Origin of the sequence: Pseudomonas sp. PDM05, assembly GCF_014851685.1 — a bacterium.
GTDB lineage: Bacteria > Pseudomonadota > Gammaproteobacteria > Pseudomonadales > Pseudomonadaceae > Aquipseudomonas.
In genome coordinates this window covers 200,106-223,595 of record NZ_JACVAC010000005.1, presented here as the reverse complement: position 1 = coordinate 223,595, position 23,490 = coordinate 200,106, and the positions used below count along the sequence as shown (strand labels likewise).

The following is a 23,490-nucleotide window of genomic DNA, read 5'->3' as shown; positions in this document are numbered from 1 at the left end:
CCTCGAAATTATTTGTCCGGACTGTCGATGGTCAGCTGCTGCAGTGCAGTGGTGGTACTGGCCAAGGATTGGCTGCGGCCGATCCACTCGCCAGCGGTCGGAAGACCTGCCCGGGATATGCGCGCAACCAGTTGGACTTCAGGGAAGTTGGACAGTTTCAACTGCGGCATCATCGCGTCGGCATCGCCCAGTTCGACGGTCACCGGCAGTTCTGCGACGGTGACGCGCTTGGCCGCCAACGGTGCCGGCGGGCCGGACACGGCGCGGGCGAAGATGAACACGCTGTCGCTTGGCAGGGCTTTGGCCTTGACGTCCGGCGCCAGGTCCACGCGGACTTTGAGCAGCGCCTTTTGCGCCACCGTGCCGCCGCTCTCTTTGAGTTTGTCAGCTGCGCGGTCGATGCCGCCTTGCAGCGCGGCTCGGGAGCCATCGGCTGCCGGCAGTTGCGCCAACAGGCGGCTCCAGTAGTCGATGGCTTCCTGGTAACGCTGGCCCTCAAACGCGGCGATACCGAGCAGGCCGAGACTGGTGACTTCCTTGGGGTCGAGCTTCAACGCTTCGTCCGTCAGGGCCTGGACCTTGGGCGACCACTGTTTGTTGTCGGCAAAGTACTGCGCCTGGGCCCACTGGCCGAGCAGTTCCGGCTGGCGCCCGGCCAGGGCTGCGGCGCGTTCGAAGACCTTGGCTGCATCGGCCGCACGGTCCTGGGCCATGTAGGCACGCCCCAAGTAGTACAGGCCCTCGGGCGAGTCCGGCTGGGCGATGGCGGCGCGTTCCAGGCGCTGGGTCATGTCTTCCATGGACACCGGCGGCTGGGAGAATTCGCGGGTCAGTTCGACCTTGTCGCTGGCACCGAAATGCAGGTAGAGGCTCACGCCCAATACCGGGACCAGGAACGCGGCGAGCAACGGCAACGGTTTGCCCAGGCGCGATTCGCGGGGCTTTTCCACGCCTTCGGTGTCGGCCAGCAATTCGCGCGCGGCTTCGGCGCGGCCAGTGTCGAGTTGCGCGGCATCGAGCACGCCTTCGGCGCTCTGCGCTTGCAGCTCGGCGACGCGTTCTTGGTACAGCGCCACGTTCAGCGCGGTGCGATCCTCTTCACGCTGGGCGCGGCGGCCACGCAGCACCGGGATCAACAGGAAACTCAGGGCAATCAGAAGCAGCAAGCCGGCTGCGAGCCAGAAATCAATCATCAGTCTTGGTGTCCAGCAATTGGTCGAGACGTTTGCGCTCTTCAGGGGACAGCGCATCGGAGCCATCGTTAGGCGCGGGCCGGCGACGACGAATGATCACCACCATCACCACCACGCCCGCCAGCAACAGCCCCGCGGGGCCGAACCAGAGCAGCGCGGTCTTGCCAGTGAGCGCGGGTTTGTAGCGCACGAAGTCACCGTAGCGATCAACCATGAAGTCGATGATCTGCTGGTTATCCTTGCCCTCCCCCAACATGCGGAAGATCTCTTTGCGCAGGTCGGCGGCGATGGGCGCGTTGGAGTCGGCGATGTCCTGGTTCTGGCACTTGGGGCAGCGCAATTCCTTGGTCAGTTCGCGAAAACGCTCACGCTCGGCGTCGCTGGCGAACTGGTAGGTGTCGATGGCCGCGTGGGCCACACCGGCCAGGCCCAGCGCCAGCACGGCGGCGGCTAACAGACGCTTCATGGCTTGGCCTCATCCACCAGCGCCTGGTACTTGGCGGCCAGTTGCTCGCGCCACACCACTTCGTCGATCACGCCGACGTACTTGTCGCGGATCACGCCCTTGGCATCAATGAAGAAGGTTTCCGGGGCGCCGTACACGCCGAGATTCAGACCGAGGTTGCCGTCTTCGTCGCGGATGTCCAACTGGTAGGGGTTGTGGAATTCGGCCAGCCACTTCAGGGCGGCAGCGTTGTCGTCCTTGTAGTTGATGCCGTAGATCACCACGCCTTTCTCGGCCAGCTTGTTGAGCACCGGGTGTTCGACGCGGCAGGAGATGCACCAGGTGCCCCACACATTGACCAGCGCCGGCTTGCCCAGCAGGTCGGCCTGGGTCAGGGTCTTGTCGCCTTGCACGGTCGGCAGGCTGAACGCCGGGAACGGCTTGCCGATCATTGCCGAAGGCAGCTCGGACGGGTCCAGGTAGAGGCCACGATACAAGACCACCGCACCGAGCAAAAACACGATCAGGGGGATCGCCATCAACCAACGCTTCATACCGCCGCTCCCTGCATGCCGAGGGCTTCACGCACCCGGCTCTTGACCTTGACCCGATAGCGTCGATCCAGCGCTGCCAGCAAACCACCGAAACCGGTGAGCAGACCGCCGAACCAGATCCAACGCACGAACGGTTTCACATGCACCCGCACCGCCCAGGCGCCGTCGCCCAAGGGTTCACCCAGCGCAACATAGAGGTCACGGGTGAAACCGGCGTCGATCCCGGCTTCGGTCATCATCGAGCTCTGCACGGTGTACAGGCGTTTTTCCGGGTGCAGCACCGCCACTTCCTTACCGTTGCGCACAACGCGTACGGTGCCTTTATCGGACGTGAAGTTCGGCCCTTCGAAGTGCTTGGCGCCTTCGAAGATGAAGTGATAACCGGCCAGGTCCATGGACTCGCCCGGCGCCAGGCGCAAGTCGCGCTCGGCACTGTTCTGGCTGGACAGCACCACGCCGAGGGCACACACGGCGATGCCGATGTGCGCGATCTGCATGCCCCAGTAGCTGCGGGTCAGGCCCGGCAGGCCTTTGATCAAACCTTTGTGGCGGGTCTTGTCGAAGATGTCGCGCACGCCGGCCAGCAGCACCCAGGCGGCGAGCAGGAAGGTGGCGAGCACTGCCCAGTTGAAGTCGCCGTAAGCAAAACCGGCGAGTACCGCCAGGGCCACGCTGCCGAGCAACACCGGCATCAGCATGCCCACCAGCCATTTCAGCGGGGTGTCTTTCCAGCGCACCAGCACGCCGACGGCCATCACCACCATCAACAAGCCCATCAATGGGATAAACAACGCGTTGAAGTACGGCGGGCCCACGGACAGCTTGGCCCCGCTCAGCGCATCCAGCACCAACGGGTACAGGGTGCCGAGCAGGATCATCGACGCCGCCACCACCAGCACCAGGTTATTGCCCAGCAGCAGGGTTTCCCGCGACCACAGGTTGAAGCCGACCTGGCTCTTGACCACCGGCGCGCGCAGGGCGAACAGGGTCAGGGAGCCGCCGACGACAAACAGCAGGAAGATCAGGATGAAGATGCCGCGTGCCGGATCAGACGCAAACGCATGCACCGAGGTCAGCACCCCCGAACGCACGAGGAAAGTTCCGAGCAGGCTGAGGGAAAACGCCGCGATGGCCAGCAACACGGTCCAGCTCTTGAACACGCCGCGCTTTTCGGTGACGGCCAGCGAGTGAATCAACGCCGTGCCCACCAGCCAAGGCATGAAGGACGCGTTTTCCACCGGGTCCCAGAACCACCAGCCGCCCCAGCCGAGTTCGTAGTAGGCCCACCACGAACCGAGGGTGATGCCAATGCCGAGGAACGCCCAGGCGACGATGGTCCACGGCCGCGACCAGCGCGCCCAGGCCGCATCGAGACGCCCGCCGAGCAAGGCGGCGATGGCAAAGGCGAACGCCACGGAGAAGCCGACGTACCCCATGTAGAGCATCGGCGGATGCACGATCAGGCCGATGTCTTGCAGCAGCGGGTTGAGGTCGTGACCGTCCACCGGGATCTGCGGCAGGATGCGGCTGAACGGGTTGGAGGTCATGATCAGGAACAGCAGGAAGCCGATGCTGATCATGCCCATCACCGCCAGCACCCGCGCCAGCATGACTTGTGGCAGTTGGCGCGAGAAAACCGACACGGCGAAGGTCCAGCCGCCGAGGATCAATGCCCACAGCAGCAACGAACCTTCGTGGGCCCCCCATACCGCGCTGAACTTGTAGTACCACGGCAAGGCGCTGTTGGAGTTATTGGCGACGTAGCCGACGGAAAAATCGTCGGTCATAAACGCGTAGGTCAGGCAGCCAAACGCGAACAGCAGGAAGGCAAACTGGCCCCAGGCAGCCGGCTGCGCCAGGCTCATCCACAGGCGGTCGCCACGCCAGGCACCGAGCAACGGCACCACGGCCTGCACCACGGCAAAGCACAGGGCGATGATCATCGCCAGGTGGCCCAACTCAGGAATAAACAGTGCGGATGTCATCACTCAACCCTCCTTGGCGGGCGTTGGTGCGGACTGGCCGCTGTCTTTCAGGGCCTTGGTCACTTCCGGCGGCATGTATTTTTCATCGTGCTTGGCCAGCACTTCATCGGCCACCACCACGCCCTCGGCGTTGAGCTTGCCCAGGGCGACGATGCCCTGGCCTTCGCGGAACAGGTCCGGGAGGATGCCGCGGTAGCTGATGGTCACGGACTTGCTGAAGTCGGTGACCACGAAGGTCACGTCGAGGGAGTCGCCGGAGCGTTTCAGCGAGCCCTGCTCGACCATGCCGCCGGCGCGGATGCGGGTATCCAGCGGCGCTTCGCCATTGGCGATCTGGGTCGGGGTGTAGAACAGGTTGATGTTCTGTTGCAAGGCGCTCAAGGCCAGGGCCACGGCAATGCCCACGCCAGCCAGGATGGCCAGGATGATCAACAGACGTTTTCTACGCAGCGGATTCACTTTTCGGTCTCCCGGCGCAGACGACGCGCCTCTTGTTGCAGGTAACGCTTGCGGGCCAGGATCGGCGCGGCGACGTTGAGGGCCAGCACCGCCAGGCAGATGCCATAGGCCGTCCAGACATACAGGCCGTGGTGGCCCATGGCGAGAAAATCACTGAAAGAAGCAAAACTCATCCACGTGCTCCCAGGCAGCTTTGCACTTCGGCCTTGACCCAACTGGCGCGGGCTTCACGCTTGAGCACCTCAAGGCGCATGCGCATCAGCAGCACCGCGCCGAAAAAGCAGTAGAACCCCAGCACCATCAACAGCAGCGGCGCCCACATTTCCACGGGCATTGCCGGTTTTTCGGTGAGGGTGAAGGTGGCGCCCTGGTGCAGGGTGTTCCACCACTCCACCGAGTACTTGATGATCGGGATGTTGATCACGCCGACAATCGCCAGCACCGCGCAGGCCTTGGCGGCACTGTCACGATTACTGATCGCGTTGCCCAGGGCAATCAGACCGAAGTACAGGAACAGCAGGATCAACATGGACGTTAGTCGCGCATCCCACACCCACCACGAACCCCAGGTCGGCTTGCCCCAGATCGCCCCGGTGACCAGCGCCACGGCCGTCATCCACGCCCCGATGGGCGCGGCGCATTGCAGGGCGACATCGGCGAGTTTCATCTTCCAGACCAGGCCGACGATGCCGCACACCGCCAGCATCACGTAGCAGGACTGGGCCAGCATCGCGGCCGGCACGTGGATGTAGATGATGCGAAAGCTGTTGCCTTGCTGATAGTCCGGCGGCGCGAAGGCCAGGCCCCAGACCAGGCCGATGCCGATCAGCAGCACGGCGAAGAGGCTCAACCACGGCAGCAGCTTGCCGCTGATGCCGTAGAACCATTTGGGTGAGCCAAGCTTGTGAAACCAGGTCCAGTTCATTGCTGTTTCCATCACGGTTGCCGCTTGTCGACGCAAGCAGCTTAGGGTCTTTACTGGCTAATGATCAGCCAGACCTCATTATTCGCCGACGCTGATCTTCAGGCCGGCCGCTATCGCAAAAGGTGTCAGGGTTACAGCCAGGGCGGTCAGGCTGCCAAGCCACAAGAGGTAACCGGTCGCCGGCATGCCCATGAGCGCGGCTTGCAAGGCGCCGCTGCCCAGGATCAACACCGGGATGTACAACGGCAGAATCAACAGGGCCAGCAACAGCCCGCCGCGCTTCAAACCCACGGTCAACGCCGCGCCCACCGCCCCCAGCAAACTGAGGACCGGCGTACCGAGCAACAGGCTCAGCAGCAGGATCGGCAGGCATTCGACGGGCAAACCGAGCATCAGCGCCAGCAGCGGCGAGAGCAAGACTAGCGCCAAGCCGGAAAAAACCCAGTGTGCCAGCACCTTGGCCAATACCAGTAGAGGCAGGGGGTGCGACGAAAGGACCCACTGTTCCAGGGAACCGTCTTCGAAATCACTGCGAAACAGCCCGTCCAGCGAGAGCAGCACCGATAAAAGCGCCGCCACCCACACCAGTCCCGGAGACAAGGTTTGCAACAGTTTAGTCTCGGGACCGACCGCCAACGGGAACAGTGCGATGACAATCGCGAAGAACACCAGCGGATTGGCCAACTCGGCCGGGCGTCGGCATAGCAGCCGGGCTTCGCGGGCGACCAACAGGGCGAACACACTCATAGCGACCACCGGCCCAGGTCCAGGTCACGGTAACCGGCGGGCATGCGCGCGAGGGTGTGGTGGGTGGTGAGCACCACCAGCCCGCCCTGCTCGCAGTGTTGGGCCAAGTGCTCTTCCAACTGGGCGACGCCTTGTTTGTCGAGGGCAGTGAAGGGTTCGTCGAGAATCCACAGCGGCGGGCCCGGCAGGTACAACCGCGCGAGGGCCACGCGGCGCTGCTGGCCGGCGGACAGGGTGTGACAGGGTACGTCTTCGAAGCCCTTGAGGCCGACGGCGGCGAGGGCCTGCCAGATGGCGTCACGGGAGGCGGGATGATGCAGGGCGCTGAGCCAACTGAGGTTTTCTTCGGCGGTGAGCACGTCCTTGATCCCGGCGGCGTGGCCGATCCAGATAAGGTTGCGGGCCAGTTCAGTACGTTGCGCGTTCAGGGGCTTGCCGTTGAGGCGGATTTCACCCGCCGTCGGTTGCATCAACCCGGCCAGCAGCCGCAGCAGACTGGTTTTGCCGCTGCCGTTGGGGCCGCTGATCTGCACCATGTCGCCGCCCGTCAGCCGCAGGTCGAGGTGCTCGAACAACAGGCGCAGGTCGCGTTCACAGGAAAGCGCTACGGCTTCAAGAAGAGGGCTGGTCAAAAGATCGCGGGCCTTTACGGTTCAAGTCGGCGGTGCAGCGGCCGTTAAAGAGAAATGCACAATAACGGCTTTGGCGACCGATTTTAGAGAGCTGGATCAAATAGTTGTGAGGTTTTTAGCGCTCTCTTTGCAGACCGGCGGCATTATACATGCGATGCCCTACTCTCAAGAGGGCAATTTCCTTCAAGACGGCGTAGACGATGACCGGCGAAATCAACCTTCCTGTGCTTCCACCCGCCTCGACAGGCGGGCCCGCCCCGCTGCCCGCGACCGGTGAACTGCTCAAGTTGCTGGAACCGCAGACCGGGCTGATTTCCCCGGGGAAAACCGCCAACGCCGAAGTCATCGCCCTGAAACAAGGCGGTGAAGCCTTTCAGTTGCTGCTCAAGCTGACCCTCGACGGCGGCCGCCAGACCCTGGTGCAAGCCAGCAGCGCGCAACCCCTGCCGTTGGGCAGCAATGTGGCGGTCAGCCAGACCCCGGCGGGCAACCTGACCATCAGCTTGCAACAGGCCTTGAGCGCCAACGTCGCCGCCCTCACCCGCATCGACACCACGCAGTTGCCGGTCGGCACGCTGCTGCAAGCCAAGGTGCTGACGACCCAGACGCTGCCCCAGGGCGCGGCGCAACCGGCGATCTACCGTTCGCTGGTGACGGTGCTCAACAACACCCTCGCCGGCGCTACATTGACGCTGGAAAGCCCCCAGCCGCTGCGCGTCGGCAGCTTGCTCAGTGCCGTGGTGCAGAACGCGCAAACCCTGAATTTCGTGCCGCTGAGTGGCTTGAAGGACCAGTTGGCCGTCACCCAGCAGTTGGCGACTCAACAAAGCCGCCAAGGCTCACTGGATGCCGTGTTCACTGCGTTGCAGAACCTGCCGCGCAGTGACAGCACCTCCACTGAACTGCGCGGGGCGGCCGAGCGTTTGTTGGCTGCTTTGCCCGATTTGGCGCAAGTCAGCAATCCGAAAGTGCTGGCCCAGGTGATCCAGAACAGCGGTGCCTTTCTTGAAGCCAAACTGCTCGCCGGGCAGAACCCGGGGGTTCCACCGCTGGACATGAAAGGCGCCCTGCTGCGCCTGGTGGCCGAGCTGCTACCGGCCCTGCCCGCCAGCACCAACCTCAATGCCATCCTCGCCGCCAACACCCTGGCCCAGGTACTGCCCAACTTTGTGCGCAGCCCGCTGAACACCCTCGGCCAGCTCAGCGCCCGCCAGGCTCCCGCCGGTTTCCCGCTGCCCGAACGGCTGATGGCGAAACTGGAAGGCGAAGGCGACCTGGAAAACCTGCTGCGCCTGGCCGCCGGCGCCATCTCACGCCTGCAAAGCCACCAGCTGTCGAGCCTGGAGCAAACCGGCACCACCGCCGATGGTCGCCTGCAAACCACCTGGCAGTTGGAAATCCCCATGCGCACCTTGCAGGACATCGTGCCCTTGCAGGTCAAGTTCCAGCGTGAAGAACCGGCGCCGGACAAAGACCAGCCCGAACGCAAAGAACGCAAGGACCCCCGGCAGATGCTCTGGCGCGTAGACCTGGCGTTCGACATGGAGCCACTGGGACCGTTGCAGGTCCAGGCGCAACTGAGCCAGGGCAAACTGTCCAGCCAGCTCTGGGCGACCCGGCCGTTCACCGCCAGCTTGATCGAAAGCCACCTGGGCCACTTGCGCGAACGCCTGGTCACCTCGGGCCTTAACGTCGGCGACCTCGACTGCCACCTCGGCACCCCGCCACGCGGGCCGAAAACCGGACTGGAGCAACGCTGGGTGGATGAAACCGCATGAACAACACCAACCCGCCGCGCCAGGCGATTGCCCTCAAGTACGACGGCCAGCAAGCACCGACCCTGACTGCCAAGGGTGACGATGCATTGGCCGAAGCGATCCTGAAGCTGGCGCGGGAAAATGAAGTGCCGATCTATGAGAACGCCGAGCTAGTGAAGCTGCTGGCACGGATGGAGTTGGGGGACAGCATTCCGGAAGAGTTGTACCGCACCGTCGCCGAAATCATCGCGTTTGCCTGGACGTTGAAGGGCAAATTCCCGGTGGGTTATGACCCGGATGCCGCGCCCGTCGAGCGCGACATCACCGAGCGCGGCGACGACTACTGAATCAACCAGGCACCACCTGCGCCAGCATCCTGGCCCCTAACGAGGTCGCAACGGGTTTGCGCATGGCATGTTGCTGCAGGGCCTCCTTGAATGTCAGGCCGGTATACACGCTCAGCGCCTCTCGAAAGGGAGCGGCTTGCGCCTCAGGAAGTGATGCGGTGAAACGATTGATGAATGGCGCATCGATCGTGGTTCCGCTGACGCGATCGACCTCGTCCTGCACCGAATCTTTATCCCAGGTCGTGACCTTATCGAACAGCCTCGGATCATGGATCACGAAGTCCTTGGACCCCTGCGCCTGCTGGGCCACCAGCACGTTCCGGTTACCGTCCCAGGCTGACAGCGAATACTCCTTGAGCGAACTGCCACTGTCCTTGACCGACTGGATGCTCGCGCCCCGATGCTCAAGGCCGGCTTTGTAGAACTGGCTCAGCATGTCGAACCCCATCACTGCCTCGTCCGTACCGCGCTTGAGAATCCGGCAGCACAAGGTGGTGAGGTCCACCTGGATGTCATGGAAGCGCAACCGGGGCTCACCCGACATATTGCCAACATCCGTCATCTTTTTATCGAAGTCCTTGGGCCACAGGTACAACGCGTCCCGCGTCAACGGCTGCGCCAGGCGTTGTTCCATCGTGCCGGAAAACTGCTGGACCAACGCTACACCCTGATCATGCACCTGCGACATGCTCGTGCCGGGCATGCGGTCCTGAATCATGTTTTTGACGGCGTCGGTATTGAGCGAGAACTGGCCTTTGAGAAAGGTGGTCTTGCCTGCAGAAGGTGCGCCGCGAACGATCGAGACATCGCCTGCCCGGGCGGGGGCCGGGTCTTGAAGAATGGACTGAAATTGCTCGAGGTATTTGCCGGCCATCTGCGTGGTGAGGTTTTTCAGAATGTTGGCATTGAAATTCTCCACTTCAGGCAACCAGACGTTCTTCTGCCTCAGGGCCTGGGCCAAAGGCATCAGGTTTTTGTCGAAACCTGCCGGGTTGCTCCAGGCGCTGCGCTCGTTTTCCTGCAGGCGCTTCAACTGCTCAGGGTCACGGGTCAGTGCCTGCCAGGAGGTGATACTCGAATCGGCACGCATGCATTCGAGGCGTTCCCGGTAGGTATTCTCGGAAGGCGGCCTGCGAATCAAAGCCTGCAATATGTCGCGGGCATTGCTGGAAGAAATCGCCAAATCAGGCGCGGGTGCCACCACGACAGAGGGGCGATTTGCAATTGGGAGTGGCATGTTCGGTCCTCCGATCAGTCAGGGCTTGCCAACTTAGCCCCCATGCCAGGTCTTGCTGATAGGACTTTTCCTGATCACGGCCCATTAACGCCGAACGCAGGCCAGGGTCGGCTCTGGCCCGCAGCCAGGAGCGGTGGAACGCGACAGCGCCGAGGGAAGGGGCAACCCCCTCCCACACTTAGGGTTTGTGATCAGTTCAGGACTTCGCTCAAGGGGATGAAGTTGACGCGATCGCCCTCCGCCAACGTAGTACCTTCCAGCACTTCCACAAACCCTTCGGCCCACGCCGCGCTACGCAGCACGCCAGAGCTCTGGTTGCGGTAGATGATCGCCCTGCCCTGCTCGATACGCCCACGCAGGTACTCGCGACGGTTGCCCGGCTTGGGCCACACGAACCCCACCGGGACCTCGAAGCGCAACGGCTGCACATCGGCGACCCCCTGGCGACGCAGCAGGTACGGGCGCGCCAGCAGTGCAAAGGTCACCAGGGTCGACGCCGGGTTGCCCGGCAGGCCGATCACCGGTACGCCCCGGAAATGCCCGAAGGTCAGCGGCTTGCCAGGTTTGATCGCAAGCTTCCACAGCGCCAGCTCGCCCTCTTCCCGCAGGGCAATGCCGAGGAAATCCGCCTCGCCCACCGACACACCGCCGGTGGACAGGATCAGGTCGACGCGGCCCAAGCCCGCCAAGCGCGTGCGGGTCAACTCCAGGTCATCGGGCAGGATGCCCGCGTCGATCACTTCGCAGCCCATGCGCTCAAGCCACGAACACAGCACGCGGCGGTTGCTGTTGTAGATTTGCCCGGGGCCCAGCGGCAGGCCGGGCTCGATCAGCTCATCACCCGTGGACAGCACGGCCACACGCGGGCGGCGCACCACCTCGAGACGATCACGCCCGAGTGACGCGGCAAGCCCCAGTTCGATCGGCCCCAGGCGCGTGCCGGCGCTCAAGACCAACTCGCCGACCGTGGTTTCCTGGCCCTGGGGGCGGATGTTCTGGTCGGTATGCAGCGGCTGCGTGAAGCTCACGCGCGCGTCGGCGTGGACCACGGCGTTTTCCTGCATTTCCACGCAGTCCGCACCTTGCGGCACCGGTGCGCCGGTGAAGATCCGCGCGCAGGTGCCGGCGGCCAACGGTTGCGGTGCCTGGCCGGCGAAGATGCGCTGGCTGACCACCAGCGGCTCGCCGTTCCAGTCGGCCAGGCGCAGGGCGTAACCGTCCATGGCGCTGTTCGGCCAAGGCGGCAGGTCGAGGGTGGCGATCAGGTCTTGCGCCAAGACACGGCCATCGCAATCGGCCAGGGGCAACGTTTGCAAATCGCGGATCGGCGCGGCCTCGGCCATCGCCAGCAGTTGCGCCAAGGCGTCTTCCACCGGCATCAGCGCACCGCTCTTGCCGGGCTTACCCACGGGATTCACAGGGCTCGGCCTGCTTCAAGTGCGGTACGAAATTGCATGGGCGGTGACGGTTGTCCAGTTGCTCGGCGAGGATGCCATCCCAGCCGGTGCGCACCGCATTGGTCGAACCCGGCAGGCAGCACACCAGGGTACCGTTGGCCAGCCCGGCCAGGGCGCGCGATTGCACGGTGGAGGTGCCGATGTCGGCCACGGAGATCTGGCGGAACAGTTCGCCAAAGCCGTCGACCTGTTTGTCCAGCAGGCAGCTCACGGCTTCCGGGGTGCTGTCGCGGCCGGTGAAGCCGGTGCCGCCGGTGATCAGCACGACCTGCACCACGTCTTCGGCGATCCAGTGGGCGACCTGGGCGCGGATCTTGTAGAGATCATCCTTGAGCAGCACACGCTCGGCCAGGTTGTGGCCCGCGGCGGTGAGGCGGTCGACGAAGACCTGGCCCGAGGTGTCGGTGTCCAGGGTGCGGGTGTCGCTGACGGTCAATACAGCGATGTTCAGGGGTACGAAGGGCGCATCTGCCTTGGCGGTCATGGCACGGTCCGGTTGTCGAAGAAACAGGCGGGTGTTATATCACAGGCCCCCCTTTTGCTGCCGCTGCGGAACCGCCATGCCTATCGATTCATCGCCCCTGCCCTGTTCGGTGTTGCTGTTGTCCGGTGGCCGTGGCCAGCGCATGGGCGGCCAGGACAAGGGCCTGCTGGAATGGCGCGGTCAGCCGTTGATTGCGCACCTGCACGGTTTGGTCCGGCCGCTGACGGACGACCTGATCATCTCGTGCAACCGCAACCCCGAGCGATACGCGGCGTTTGCCGACCAACTGGTCAATGACGACAGCCCGGACTACCCCGGGCCGCTCGCAGGCATCCGCGCCGGTCTTGTCGCCGCGCGTCATGGGCATTTGCTGATCCTGCCGTGCGATGTACCGCAGATCGATGCACAACTGTTGGCCGAGCTGCGTACGACCGCGCAACGCAATCCGCGGGTGCCCGTGATGGTGCGCCATGGTCAATTCTGGGAACCGCTGATCTGCATCCTGCCCACCGCCCTGCGCGACGCGGTCGAGGCCGCCTGGCACGCCGGTGAACGCAGCCCGCGACAGATCTTTATGAAACTCGGCGCGGTGGGCCTGGAATGCCCGACGGATGATCCGCGCCTGGCCAACCTGAATACCCCCGAGCTGTTACTCCCCAGCCCTGGCGTGTCAGAATGAGCCTCGCATCAGGAACTTTGTCGACGCCGCGCGCGTCACAAGGTCAGTATTTCAAAAGAATTCTCTCGGAGACAACACCATGACTCAACGGACCATCGCCGCTCTCATGCTTGCACTGGGCCTCGCCACCCTCGCCGGTTGCGCTTCGCCAACAGTGATCACCCTGAATGACGGTCGCGAAATCCAGGCCGTCGACACCCCTAAATTCGATAAGGATTCGGGCTTCTACGAGTTCGAACAACTGGACGGCAAGCAGACCCGCATCAACAAGGATCAGGTCCGCACCGTTAAAGACCTGTAAGTCTTAGCGTTTGCCACCAAGGCCCGCCGCGTGCGGGCCTTGTCGTTCTTGCGGGTTACCAGTGGAGGGTGATGCGGCTACGGAAACTGCGTTCTTCGCCGGTCACCGGATCGATGAACCGCACACCCTGGGCCAGCAGCTTGAGGGGGTTGGCGTAGTCGTCCACGGCGTCCTTGATCACGTCAGGGTAGAACGGGTCGTTACAGATACTCGCGCCGAGCGCAGTCATGTGCACGCGCAACTGGTGCTTCTTGCCGGTCACCGGGAACAGGCCGTAGCGCCACAGGTCGCCGTGTTTCTCGCGCACTTCAACCGCCGTTTCGGTGTTGCTCACACCTGCGCCTTCCTGCATGCGGAAGAACGGCTCGCCATCCACCAGGCGGCTTTTATGCACCAGGGGGAAGGTCAGGTCGGGCAAGGCAGGGGCGATGGCTTCGTAGAACTTGTCGATCTGGCGCGTGGGAAACAGCTGTTGATAGGCCGCACGACTGGCCGGGTTGGCCGAAAACAACACCAGCCCCGCGGTGTGCCGGTCAATGCGGTGCAGGGGCACCAGCGACGGATTGTCCAAGCGGCGGATCAGGCGGCGCAGCAGGGTTTGCTCGACATACTCACCGGCCGGCGTCACAGGCAGGAAGTGCGGTTTGTCGGCGACCACCAAGTGTTCATCGGCGTAGAGGATGCTCTCCTCGACCGGGATCACCTTTTCGTTCGGCACTTCGCGAAAGTAGTAGATGCACAGGCCTTCCTTGTAGGCCAGGCCCTGGCTGATCGGGCGACCGTGGACATCCAGCACTCGACCGCGCGCGATGCGGTCCAGCCAATGTTCCCGGCCGATCGCCGCAAAGTGCTCGCACAGGCACTCGAGCACCGTCGCCCAAGGGCCCGGCGGCAAGTACAGGGTGCTGGCTTGGTGCTCGGACGCGATAAAACCGGAAGTGGACATGCAGATGCTCGAAGCTTGAGAAAACCGGCGGGCATTATCCCGCATGGCTCAGGCCTTGGCCAATTGCGCCCGCAGAACCGGCGAGGCACTGGCGGCCTCGGTGAATTCCTTGAGCCAGCGCAGCACGTCCACCGCTTCCCAGCGGCCTGGATCGTACAGCGCGTACAACAAACCCTGGTAACCCACCACATCCAACTGCTTGTGATAGCCGGCGCGCTGGAACAACGCCTCGATCTCGGCAAAGCAGGTATTGAAATGCACTTTGTTAAACGGCGTCTTGCCTTCCGTGACCAGGCCGTCGAGGCGCAGCTCGTTCACCGCGTCACGCACGACATCGGCGGACATGCGATTGACGCTGCTTTTCAGTTGTTCAACATTCACCACGGGCGTTCCCTCTATTCAATCGCTGTACAAACATACAGTAACTCAATATTCGGAAACCCGCCATCGCGCAAACCTCAGCGCAGGAAGGCGACCACCTGCCCGCTGTCGAACGGCCAGTCCAGCTCAGCGCCGGTGTCGACCCGCCGGAGTACCGGAATCCTTAGGCCGTAGCTCTCAAACAGCGCTTCGGAATCGGCGATATCGACCAATTCAACCATCAGCCCGTGTTCGACGAGCGGCATGATTTCGGATTCGGCATTCTCACAAAGATGGCAACCCAGGGTGCCGAACAGCTGGCATTCAGGAAGCATGACAAACGGACCTGATCAGAAAGTAGGCGACCATTCTATGCCCGCGGGTTACCTGTGGCGAGGGCGCTTGCTGCCGCTGGGCTGCGAAGCGACCCCAGGCATGGGACTGCTGCGCAGTCCAACGCGAGCAAGCGCCCTCGCCACAGAAAACCCTGACGCAGGTCAGCATGGCCTATAACTGATTCAGTGATTCTCGCGGCTTTTTGCCTGCCCTTTTGCAATGGAGATGTGTGTGTTTGCCAACCTGCTGATCATTCTGGCCTCATCCTTGGTGGTGATTGCGCTGTTTCGCCGGCTGCAACTGCCGCCCGTGCTCGGCTACCTGTGCGTGGGCCTGGCCGTGGGACCGACTGCCCTGGACTGGGTGAATGACAGCGAAGAGCTGCCGGACCTGGCCGAGTTGGGCGTGGTGTTCCTGCTGTTCTCCCTGGGCCTGGAGTTTTCCTTGACCAAAATGCTTGCCCTGCGCCATGTGGTGTTCGGCCTGGGCAGTTTGCAGGTGCTGGGTTGCGGGGTGCTGCTGGGTATCCTGTTGATGGCGCTGGGCGTGGCCCCGGGCATCGCGTTGTTGCTCGGTGCCGGGCTGGCGTTGTCGTCCACGGCCATCGTCAGCAAGGAGCTGACCAGCCTCGGCGAAATCTTCAGCAGCCATGGCCAGAATGCGATTGGCGTATTGCTGTTCCAGGATGTGGTGGCGGTGTTGCTGCTGACCCTGGTGCCAGTGTTCGCCGGCACCGGCGAGCAGGCCTGGTACGTGGCATTGCCGCTGACCCTGGGCAAGACCGTGGTGCTGTTTGTCGGCTTGCTGCTGGCCAGCCGCTGGCTGTTGCCGCGCCTGTTTCATGAGGTCGCGGCGTCTCACTCGGCGGAGCTGTTTGTGCTGCTGGCGTTGGTGATCGTGCTGCTTACGGCGTGGCTGACGCACTTGCTGGGGCTGTCCCCGGCCCTCGGCGCGTTCCTGGCCGGCATGCTGCTTGGGGAAAGCCATTACCGGCACCAGATCGAAGCCGACATCCGCCCGTTTCGCGACATCCTGCTGGGGCTGTTTTTCGTCAGTATCGGCATGCTGATCGACCTGCAACTGTTCGTCAGCCACAGCCTGTTGATCCTGGGCCTGACGCTCACGCTGATGCTGGTCAAAGGCTGCGTGGTAGCCGCGCTGGTCAAGTGGCGCGGCAGCGACAGCGAGACCGCCTGGCGCAGCGGCCTGGCCCTGGCCCAGGGCGGCGAGTTCTGTTTTGCCTTGATGGCGCAGATGCAACAGAGCCGGCTGATTCCGGACGAGTTCAACGGCCTGTTGCTCGCTGCGACGTTCTGTTCGATGTTGCTCACGCCCCTGCTGTTGCGCGCCGCGCCAGCCATTGCCCTGCGTCTGCACCGCAAGCCCAACCAGCAGGTGCAACTGGAACACATCACCGCACTCAACGCCGAACTGCGCGGGCATGCGGTGATTTGTGGGTATGGCCGCGTCGGGCAATCCATCGGACGTTTTCTACGCAATGAACAACAGGCGTTTATCGCCCTGGATGACGACCCGGAACGGGTGCAGGAAGCCGCCACCGAAGACAGCAGCGTGCATTACGGCGATTGCCGACGGGGCGCATTACTCAGCGCGGTCGGCCTCGAGCGCGCACGGTTGGTGGTGATTGCCGTGGACAACACCGATGTCGCCCTGGTGGTGTTGAAAGAAGCGCGGCGAATCAACCGCGAAGTGCCGATCCTGGTGCGCACCCGCGATGACAGCCAGTTGGCCGAATTGAAAGCTGCAGGCGCCAGTGAAGTGGTGCCTGAGCTATTGGAGTCGAGCCTGATGCTCGCCTCCCACGCCTTGATCCTGCTGGGCCTGCCGGACCAACAGGTGCAGGCGCGGGTCGACGAAGTGCGGCATAACCGCTATCGCCTGCTGCACGGTTTTTATCAAGCGGCCGACGAGCCGCTCAATCCTGACTGACCGCGCCGATCTTGTGAATCGACAGGTCCGCACCGTAATACTCCTCTTCCTGGCTCAGGCGCAGGCCGTAGGCGCGCTTGATCACGCCGTACACCAACAGGCCGCCGGCCAACGCCACGACCACACCCAGGGCGGTGCCGATCAACTGGCTGATCAGGCTGACGCCGCCCAAGCCACCCAGCGCGGTCTGGCCAAAGATGCCGCAGGCGATGCCGCCCCATACGCCGCACAGGCCATGCAGTGGCCACACGCCGAGCACGTCGTCGATCTTCCAACGGTCCTGGGCTGCGATAAAGCACCACACAAACAGGCCACCGGCAACCACGCCGGTGACCAGCGCGCCCACCGGGTGCATCAGGTCGGAACCGGCACAGATCGCCACCAGCCCGGCCAAGGGGCCGTTGTGCAGGAAGCCTGGGTCATTGCGCCCGATGATCAGCGCGGCCACGGTGCCGCCAACCATGGCCATCAGCGAATTGACCGCCACCAGGCCGCTGACGCCGTTCAGGGTCTGCGCGCTCATCACGTTGAAGCCGAACCAGCCGACGATCAGAATCCACGACCCCAACGCCAGGAAGGGAATGCTCGACGGTGCAAACGCCACCAGTCGTCCCTCGCGATAGCGCCCGTTGCGCGGGCCGAGCAGCAATACCGCCGCCAGCGCCAGCCAGCCACCCATGGCGTGCACCACCACGGAACCGGCGAAGTCATGGAAACTGGCACCAAAGGTCGCCAGCAGCCAGGCTTGCAGGCCGAAGTTACCGTTCCACACCATGCCTTCGAAAAACGGGTAGATAAACGCCACGATCAGCGCCGTGGCACACAGTTGCGGAACAAAACGTGCACGCTCGGCGATACCTCCGGAAATAATCGCCGGGATCGCCGCGGCGAAGGTCAGCAGGAAGAAGAACTTCACCAGGCCATAGCCATGATCGGCGCTGATCACCGCCGCCGGTTGCAGGAAACTCACGCCGTAGGAGATCCAATAGCCTATAAAGAAATAGGCCAGCGTGGAGATGGCGAAGTCGCTGAGGATTTTCGACAGCGCGTTGACCTGGTTCTTCTGGCGCACCGTGCCGACTTCGAGGAACGCGAAGCCGGCGTGCATGGCCAATACCATGACGGCGCCGATCAGGATAAACAGGGTGTTGGAACTGTGGACGAGGGTGTCCACCGCACTTTGCAAATTTTCCATGGAGGTTGGCAGGCCTGCATTAAAGGCAAAAAGCACCAAAGCGGTTCAAGCCAGGGTCTCGCGCACTAAATTGGCACCACCGGCTCCACCCCTCTTCAGAGGGCGTGAACCGCTTTAGCGCAGCGATCACCACAACAGGCCGTTGCCGACAGGTTTTTTCCGCGAGTTTCAGTTATTTAGGGTAAGGTTTTTGAAGGCTTCCTGCCCGACCGCCCGGATTCAGCGCAAGCCACGTGGCCTGCGCACCAAGGCAAAGCAAAAGCTGTACCAGACAATTGCACTGAACCTTCACCGATACCGGTGACTCGAAACCACAACGCACAGATTCAGCCCATCACGGAGATAACCATGGCCAGAAAAACGGCAAAGACTGCTCAAGAAATACTGCTGGCGGATTTTCAAACCCTGGTCAGCGACACCGAAAAGCTGCTGGACGACACCAAGATCCTGGCTGGTGACCAAGCAGACGAGCTGCGCAGCAAGATCCACGAGAGCCTGCTCAAGGCCCGTGAAACCTTGCACCAGACCGAAGAGTCCCTGCGCGAACGCGGCCAGGCGGCCGTCACCGCCACTGAAGATTATGTGCAGGCCAATCCTTGGCAGTCGGTCGGCATTGCCGCCGGCGTGGGTTTCCTGATCGGCCTGCTGGCTACAAGGCGCTAATCATGTCTAACGGCGAAACCGGCTCGTCCACGAGCTCTACTTCAAAGCGCCTGGGCGCGGCCGTGTTGGGTTTGCTGCACAGCCACGTCGAACTGTTCGGCATCGAATTACAGGAGCAGAAGGCGCGCACCGTCAGCCTGTTGCTGTTTGCCGGGCTGGCGTTGGTGTTTGCCCTGCTGCTGTTGGTGGGGTTATCGACGCTGGTGATGATCCTGGTCTGGGACACCGGCTATCGTCTCACCGGGATCATCTGCCTATGCGTGTTCTACAGCCTGGCCGCCGCCTTCTGCGGGTTACGCCTGAAAGCGGCGGTGTTCGATGAGTCCACACCGTTCCACGCCACCCTCGAAGAGCTGGCCAACGACCGGGAGCGCCTGCTGCCATGAGCCTGACTGAAATCCCGCACACCACTTCGCGCCGGGAAATGCGCAAGGCGCTGATCCGCCTGCGCATGGAAATGCACCGCCAGGAAATCCGCCACGAGTCGCAGCAACTGGTGGCACCACTGGCCAAGGTGCGCAACATGGGCCAGAACTGGCAGGACAGCTTGGGCATCAAGCATGCGCCGCTGTGGGGCGTGGCGGCGGTGACGCTGCTGGGCTTCTTCACCGGCAAGGGCGCCAAGGGTGGCAGCCTCGCCAGCCTGACGCGCCTGGTACGGTTGGGCGCCGGTTTGATCCCGCTGATCAAACTGGCCATGCAGGGTGCGTCGCGCAAAGGCTGAGCCACGCTGGCTGCATTCTTGCAGACAGAAGCGGCCCGGCTCTCGTTTTCGAGAGTCGGGCCTTTTTTCGCCATTTCGTTAAGGAGTCCCTGTGATCGACGGGCAACCGCTCGCCTGCTTCCAGCCGTTTATCGACACTGCCACCGGGCGCATTGCCGGCGTCGAAGCCCTGGGTCGCTTGCGTCAACCTGACGGCCGCTTGCAGTCCGTGGGGCCGCTGTTCGCTGACCCGCGCACGCCTGGCGTGAGCCTGCGGCGGCTGGACCGACAGATCCGCGACAACGCACTGAGCCGCCTGCACGAAGTGCCCGAAGACTGGTTCCTCAGCCTGAACATCTCGCCCCGCTGGATCAACCGCCTGCGCCCCGGCCAGGTGCTGCCCAGCCTCAAACAAGTGCGTGCCCACGGCGTCGATCCCCGGCGGATCGTATTCGAGATCACCGAGTTGGGCGGCAACATCCAGCGCCTGGCTGACGTAGTGGCGCGTTATCGCGAGGCCGGCGCGCGCATTGCCATCGACGATTTCGGTGCGGGCTACTCCCAGCTGGATCGGGTACTGGCGCTGCAACCGGATATTCTCAAGCTCGACATGCGCCTGTTCCAGGAAGCCGCACGCGGCGGGCCGAGCAGCGAAGTGGTGCGCGCACTCGCGCAAATGGCCGAGAAGACCGGCTGCTGGATCATTGCCGAAGGCGTGGAGACCGAAGCGCAGTTGAGCTTTGCCCTGGAGTGCGGGGCGCGGTATGTGCAGGGGTATCTGTTCGCCCAGGCGCAGCTTGACTGGTTCGCCGCCGATGCCTTCGTGCCACGCTTTGCACAACTGCGCACGCAGTACGTCCAGCAAAAACTCACGGAGCGCGGGCGCCTCATGCAGCTGCGCCTGCAATTGGTCGAGCTGATGCACATCCTGCAAACCTGGGCCCAGGGCCAGGCACCCTTGAGCCAACTGCCACAACTGCCGGACTTCCCCTGGCTGCTGCGCTTCTATCAGTGCGACCGGCATGGCACCCAACTGACCCCGAACTTCGAATGGCAGCACGATGCCTGGCAAGCCGACAGCCGTTACCTGGGTCACAACTGGTCGTGGCGCCCGTATTTCTATCACTTGCTGGCCGAGGGTTGGGAGGAGCGGCGGCTGAATCTGTCCTCGACCTATCGCGACGCCACCAGCAACCAATACTGCCTGACCGCCGGACAATTCTTCGATAACGGTCAGCGCTTGCTGTTAATCGATGTCGACGCCGCCGGGCTGTAGATTTTCGCTTGCCCCGCCGAAGCGGAACCGGGAAGCTGGGGGGGTCATTCACCGCACGGAGAGTACCCGCCTTGGATTGGCCCACCCTGCTGACCCGCGAACGTCTTGGCAAACCCCTGCATAGCCCTGAAGAACTGGGGCGCAGCCCGTTTCACAAAGACCACGACCGCATTATTTTCTCCGGCGCGTTCCGCCGCCTGGGCCGCAAGACCCAGGTGCACCCGGTGTCGAGCAACGACCACATCCACACGCGCCTGACCCACTCGCTGGAAGTCAGTTGCGTCGGCCGCTCCCTGGGCATGCGCGTCGGCGAGACCCTGCGCGGCGCCCTGCCCGACTGGTGCGACCCCAGTGACCTGGGCATGGTGGTGCAATCGGCCTGCCTGGCCCATGACATCGGCAACCCGCCGTTCGGGCACTCCGGTGAAGACGCCATCCGCCACTGGTTCCAGCAGGCCGCCGGGCGCGGTTGGCTGGATGACATGAGCAGCGCCGAGCGCAATGACTTCCTCAATTTCGAGGGCAATGCCCAGGGGTTCCGGGTGCTCACCCAGCTGGAATATCACCAGTTCGACGGAGGCACGCGGCTGACCTACGCCACCCTCGGCACATACCTGAAATACCCCTGGACCGCCCGCCACGCCGACTCCCTGGGCTACAAGAAACACAAGTTCGGCTGCTACCAGAGCGAGCTGCCGATTCTTGAGCAGATCGCCCATAAGCTCGGCCTGCCGCAACTGGAAGAACAACGTTGGGCGCGTCATCCGCTGGTCTATCTGATGGAGGCCGCCGACGACATCTGCTATGCGTTGATCGACCTCGAAGACGGCCTGGAAATGGACCTGTTGCAATACGCCGAAGTCGAGTCGCTGTTGCTTGACCTGGTGGGCGACGACCTGCCGCAAACCTATCGCCAATTGGGCCCCGACGACTCGCGCCGACGCAAACTGGCGATCCTGCGCGGCAAGGCCATCGAACACCTGACCAACGCAGCGGCGCAGGCCTTTGTCGAACAACAAGATGCCTTGCTTGCGGGCACCCTGCCAGGGGACCTGGTGGAGCATATGCACGGCCCGGCCAAACGCTGCGTGCTCGACGCCAAGGACATGGCACGCAAGAAAATCTTTCAGGACAAGCGCAAGACCCTGCATGAGATCGGCGCCTACACCACCCTGGAGATCCTCCTGAACGCCTTCTGCGGCGCTGCGCTGGAGCAGCATGGCGGACGCACGCCTTCGTTCAAGAACCGGCGTATTCTCGACCTGCTGGGCAACAGCGCGCCCAATCCGGCGTGGCCATTGCACGCCTCGTTTCTACGCATGATCGACTTTATCGCCGGCATGACCGACAGCTACGCCACCGAAATGGCGCGGGAGATGACGGGGCGTTCCAGTCCTCAGTAATCCTGTCTATCCAGCCGCCTGTTCCCTGAAAGGAATCGCCCTACGATGGGAACAGAGCGGCCTGATCGAATTCGCACACTCACTCGAAGAATAATCACGCACGTTTCTGGCCGATCTGGCGAGTAATTCCTACGCCCCAACCCACGACGCTTGACTCAGTGTGTGCCCTTTTATGCCCGAACATCACCTGCGTATCCTGTTGGTGGAGGACCATCCCTTTCAGCTCATCGCGACTCAGTGCCTGCTCAAAAGCTTCGGTTTCACACAGCAGACCCTGGCGGAAAACGCCGAACAGGCGGTCCGTCAGATGAGCCGCTCCGAAACGCCTTTCGACCTGTTGCTCTGCGACCAATGCCTGCCGGACCTGCCAGGGCTGGAACTGGTCGAAATTGCCAGCCGCCGTGGGTTCATCAGCGCAGCGGTGTTGCTCAGCAGCCTGCCCCTACTCGAATTATCAAAACTCTATATTCAAGCGCAACAACGTCGCTTGCCGTTACTGGGTTACTTGTCAAAACCGTTGAACGGCGACGAACTTTCAGCACTACTTAATCCAATATCTGACTTATAGCCGTAGGAATTTAAACATCAATACATAAGAAAATAACCAGTACAAAGCCAACCGCGCAATCCTGACCGCAACATTCCCACCCTGCAGCCATCGACACACTGACAAAGCCAGCCATAAATCCTGGTGACCTGTAGGTCGCAGCCTTTTTTGATGTAGGAACATTCTTGTTTTGTATCTGCTGCCACCAGGCTTCATGCTCACACCACATCTTCTGAGCTAATGTGCCCGCTTTATTTGCACTTGCATGGAATGTGATTATGAACTCAGTTTTCATTATCGATGACCACCCCGTTATAAGGCTGGCAATTCGAATGTTGTTGGAGCACGAAGGCTACAAAGTCGTCGGTGAAACGGATAATGGTTGTGATGCGATACAAATGGTCCGTGAATGCCTTCCGGACTTGATCATTCTTGACATCAGTATTCCGAAACTCGATGGGCTTGAAGTGTTGTGCCGATTCAATGCGATGAACACCCAGATGAAGACCCTCATCCTGACCGCGCAGTCCCCTACGCTCTTTGCCACACGCTGCATGCGCTCGGGTGCCGACGGCTATGTGTGCAAGGAAGGCGACCTGAGCGAACTGCTCAGCGCCATCCGCGCCGTATTATCCGGTTATAACTATTTCCCCAGCCAGGCATTGAATGCCGCAGGCTCTGAATGTCACTCCCATGAACTTGAACTATTCAAATCGGTTAATGACCGGGAACTGATGGTTTTGCAACTTTTTGCACAAGGCCGCACCAACAAGGAAATTGCCAAAGGCATGTTTCTAAGTAACAAGACCGTCAGCACTTATAAAAAGAGGCTCATGCAAAAATTGAAGGCCAAATCCTTGGTAGAACTTATCGAGTTGGCAAAACGAAACGCGCTAGTGTGAGAAAGCG

Annotated in this window: 29 protein-coding genes; 12 read left to right on the top strand and 17 right to left on the bottom strand. The window is 62.4% G+C overall.

Going from position 1 to position 23,490, the window contains the following annotated elements; all coding sequences use genetic code 11:
• Positions 1–8: 8 nt before the first annotated feature.
• From ccmI to ccmA, 9 genes are all read right to left on the bottom strand, one after another.
• The gene (gene ccmI, locus IB241_RS13055; protein WP_192298788.1) at positions 9–1,193 is read right to left on the bottom strand and encodes a c-type cytochrome biogenesis protein CcmI; all 1,185 of its coding nucleotides are present in this window, start codon (positions 1,191–1,193) and stop codon (positions 9–11) included.
• Positions 1,186–1,659 carry a cytochrome c-type biogenesis protein gene (locus IB241_RS13050; RefSeq protein WP_192298787.1) on the bottom strand — a complete coding sequence of 158 codons (474 nt, stop codon included), beginning with the start codon at positions 1,657–1,659 and terminating at the stop codon, positions 1,186–1,188. The genes ccmI and IB241_RS13050 overlap by 8 nt, the downstream gene beginning before the upstream one ends.
• Positions 1,656–2,192: a DsbE family thiol:disulfide interchange protein gene (locus IB241_RS13045; protein WP_017734371.1), complete on the bottom strand. Its 537-nt coding sequence runs from the start codon at positions 2,190–2,192 to the stop codon at positions 1,656–1,658. Before IB241_RS13045 ends, IB241_RS13050 begins: the two co-directional genes overlap by 4 nt.
• Positions 2,189–4,177 (bottom strand): heme lyase CcmF/NrfE family subunit, encoded by a 1,989-nt coding sequence (locus IB241_RS13040; RefSeq protein ID WP_192298887.1) that lies wholly within the window; start codon positions 4,175–4,177, stop codon positions 2,189–2,191. Before IB241_RS13040 ends, IB241_RS13045 begins: the two co-directional genes overlap by 4 nt.
• 3 nt (positions 4,178–4,180) lie before the next feature.
• Entirely contained in the window at positions 4,181–4,636 is a 456-nt protein-coding gene (gene ccmE, locus IB241_RS13035) for a cytochrome c maturation protein CcmE (protein ID WP_192298786.1), read from the bottom strand.
• Positions 4,633–4,809, bottom strand: coding sequence for a heme exporter protein CcmD (gene ccmD / locus IB241_RS13030; protein ID WP_003172771.1), 177 nt, complete (start codon positions 4,807–4,809; stop codon positions 4,633–4,635). Before ccmD ends, ccmE begins: the two co-directional genes overlap by 4 nt.
• Positions 4,806–5,561, bottom strand: a complete 756-nt coding sequence (locus tag IB241_RS13025) for a heme ABC transporter permease (RefSeq protein WP_192298785.1) — start codon at positions 5,559–5,561, stop codon at positions 4,806–4,808. The genes ccmD and IB241_RS13025 overlap by 4 nt, the downstream gene beginning before the upstream one ends.
• A gap of 78 nt (positions 5,562–5,639) precedes the next feature.
• Positions 5,640–6,308 (bottom strand): heme exporter protein CcmB, encoded by a 669-nt coding sequence (gene ccmB, locus IB241_RS13020; RefSeq protein ID WP_192298784.1) that lies wholly within the window; start codon positions 6,306–6,308, stop codon positions 5,640–5,642.
• Entirely contained in the window at positions 6,305–6,940 is a 636-nt protein-coding gene (gene ccmA, locus IB241_RS13015; RefSeq protein WP_192298783.1) for a cytochrome c biogenesis heme-transporting ATPase CcmA, read from the bottom strand. Before ccmA ends, ccmB begins: the two co-directional genes overlap by 4 nt.
• Before the next feature lie 200 nt (positions 6,941–7,140).
• Here ccmA and IB241_RS13010 point away from each other — a divergent pair, with 200 nt between their 5' ends.
• Positions 7,141–8,718, top strand: a complete 1,578-nt coding sequence (locus IB241_RS13010; RefSeq protein ID WP_192298782.1) for a flagellar hook-length control protein FliK — start codon at positions 7,141–7,143, stop codon at positions 8,716–8,718.
• On the top strand, positions 8,715–9,044 hold the full coding sequence (locus IB241_RS13005) for an EscU/YscU/HrcU family type III secretion system export apparatus switch protein (RefSeq protein ID WP_192298781.1): 330 nt from the start codon (positions 8,715–8,717) through the stop codon (positions 9,042–9,044). The genes IB241_RS13010 and IB241_RS13005 overlap by 4 nt, the downstream gene beginning before the upstream one ends.
• Before the next feature lies 1 nt (position 9,045).
• Here the strand turns inward: IB241_RS13005 and IB241_RS13000 are convergent, their stop codons facing one another.
• From IB241_RS13000 to moaB, 3 genes are all read right to left on the bottom strand, one after another.
• Positions 9,046–10,281, bottom strand: a complete 1,236-nt coding sequence (locus IB241_RS13000) for a hypothetical protein (protein WP_192298780.1) — start codon at positions 10,279–10,281, stop codon at positions 9,046–9,048.
• Between the two features lie 191 nt (positions 10,282–10,472).
• On the bottom strand, positions 10,473–11,699 hold the full coding sequence (gene glp, locus IB241_RS12995; protein WP_192298779.1) for a gephyrin-like molybdotransferase Glp: 1,227 nt from the start codon (positions 11,697–11,699) through the stop codon (positions 10,473–10,475).
• Positions 11,683–12,222 carry a molybdenum cofactor biosynthesis protein B gene (gene moaB / locus IB241_RS12990; RefSeq protein WP_192298778.1) on the bottom strand — a complete coding sequence of 180 codons (540 nt, stop codon included), beginning with the start codon at positions 12,220–12,222 and terminating at the stop codon, positions 11,683–11,685. Before moaB ends, glp begins: the two co-directional genes overlap by 17 nt.
• Before the next feature lie 76 nt (positions 12,223–12,298).
• Between moaB and mobA the strand changes: the two genes are divergently transcribed.
• Together mobA and IB241_RS12980 are read left to right on the top strand one after the other, a co-directional pair.
• Positions 12,299–12,901 (top strand): molybdenum cofactor guanylyltransferase MobA, encoded by a 603-nt coding sequence (mobA, locus tag IB241_RS12985; RefSeq protein WP_192298777.1) that lies wholly within the window; start codon positions 12,299–12,301, stop codon positions 12,899–12,901.
• 79 nt (positions 12,902–12,980) lie between these two features.
• Entirely contained in the window at positions 12,981–13,202 is a 222-nt protein-coding gene (locus tag IB241_RS12980) for a YgdI/YgdR family lipoprotein (RefSeq protein ID WP_016978480.1), read from the top strand.
• 55 nt (positions 13,203–13,257) lie between these two features.
• Here the strand turns inward: IB241_RS12980 and IB241_RS12975 are convergent, their stop codons facing one another.
• From IB241_RS12975 to IB241_RS12965, 3 genes are all read right to left on the bottom strand, one after another.
• Positions 13,258–14,148, bottom strand: a complete 891-nt coding sequence (locus tag IB241_RS12975) for a pseudouridine synthase (RefSeq protein ID WP_192298776.1) — start codon at positions 14,146–14,148, stop codon at positions 13,258–13,260.
• A gap of 48 nt (positions 14,149–14,196) precedes the next feature.
• Entirely contained in the window at positions 14,197–14,532 is a 336-nt protein-coding gene (locus IB241_RS12970; RefSeq protein WP_003189932.1) for a hypothetical protein, read from the bottom strand.
• Between the two features lie 74 nt (positions 14,533–14,606).
• Positions 14,607–14,843 (bottom strand): glutaredoxin family protein, encoded by a 237-nt coding sequence (locus tag IB241_RS12965; RefSeq protein ID WP_192298775.1) that lies wholly within the window; start codon positions 14,841–14,843, stop codon positions 14,607–14,609.
• Between the two features lie 226 nt (positions 14,844–15,069).
• On the opposite strand from IB241_RS12965, the gene IB241_RS12960 reads away from it, so the two are divergent.
• Positions 15,070–16,794, top strand: coding sequence for a cation:proton antiporter (locus IB241_RS12960; RefSeq protein ID WP_225595466.1), 1,725 nt, complete (start codon positions 15,070–15,072; stop codon positions 16,792–16,794).
• On the opposite strand, the gene IB241_RS12955 is transcribed toward IB241_RS12960, so the two are convergent.
• Entirely contained in the window at positions 16,781–17,989 is a 1,209-nt protein-coding gene (locus IB241_RS12955; RefSeq protein WP_192298773.1) for an ammonium transporter, read from the bottom strand. The genes IB241_RS12960 and IB241_RS12955 overlap by 14 nt on opposite strands.
• A gap of 348 nt (positions 17,990–18,337) precedes the next feature.
• On the opposite strand from IB241_RS12955, the gene IB241_RS12950 reads away from it, so the two are divergent.
• From IB241_RS12950 to IB241_RS12925, 6 genes are all read left to right on the top strand, one after another.
• Complete coding sequence (locus tag IB241_RS12950; RefSeq protein WP_192298772.1) at positions 18,338–18,652, top strand: DUF883 family protein; 315 nt, start codon at positions 18,338–18,340, stop codon at positions 18,650–18,652.
• 2 nt (positions 18,653–18,654) lie between these two features.
• Positions 18,655–19,038, top strand: coding sequence for a phage holin family protein (locus IB241_RS12945; RefSeq protein WP_192298771.1), 384 nt, complete (start codon positions 18,655–18,657; stop codon positions 19,036–19,038).
• Positions 19,035–19,376, top strand: a complete 342-nt coding sequence (locus IB241_RS12940; protein WP_192298770.1) for a hypothetical protein — start codon at positions 19,035–19,037, stop codon at positions 19,374–19,376. The genes IB241_RS12945 and IB241_RS12940 overlap by 4 nt, the downstream gene beginning before the upstream one ends.
• Positions 19,377–19,467: 91 nt before the next feature.
• Complete coding sequence (locus IB241_RS12935) at positions 19,468–20,631, top strand: EAL domain-containing protein (RefSeq protein ID WP_192298769.1); 1,164 nt, start codon at positions 19,468–19,470, stop codon at positions 20,629–20,631.
• A gap of 71 nt (positions 20,632–20,702) precedes the next feature.
• Positions 20,703–22,034, top strand: a complete 1,332-nt coding sequence (locus IB241_RS12930) for a deoxyguanosinetriphosphate triphosphohydrolase (RefSeq protein ID WP_192298768.1) — start codon at positions 20,703–20,705, stop codon at positions 22,032–22,034.
• Between the two features lie 172 nt (positions 22,035–22,206).
• Positions 22,207–22,602, top strand: coding sequence for a response regulator (locus IB241_RS12925; protein ID WP_192298767.1), 396 nt, complete (start codon positions 22,207–22,209; stop codon positions 22,600–22,602).
• A gap of 10 nt (positions 22,603–22,612) precedes the next feature.
• Here IB241_RS12925 and IB241_RS12920 read toward each other — a convergent pair whose 3' ends face one another.
• Positions 22,613–22,876, bottom strand: coding sequence for a hypothetical protein (locus IB241_RS12920; protein WP_192298766.1), 264 nt, complete (start codon positions 22,874–22,876; stop codon positions 22,613–22,615).
• On the opposite strand from IB241_RS12920, the gene IB241_RS12915 reads away from it, so the two are divergent.
• Entirely contained in the window at positions 22,860–23,483 is a 624-nt protein-coding gene (locus tag IB241_RS12915) for a response regulator transcription factor (RefSeq protein WP_192298765.1), read from the top strand. The two genes, IB241_RS12920 and IB241_RS12915, sit on opposite strands and share 17 nt — an antisense overlap.
• The last annotated feature ends 7 nt before the right edge of the window (positions 23,484–23,490 follow it).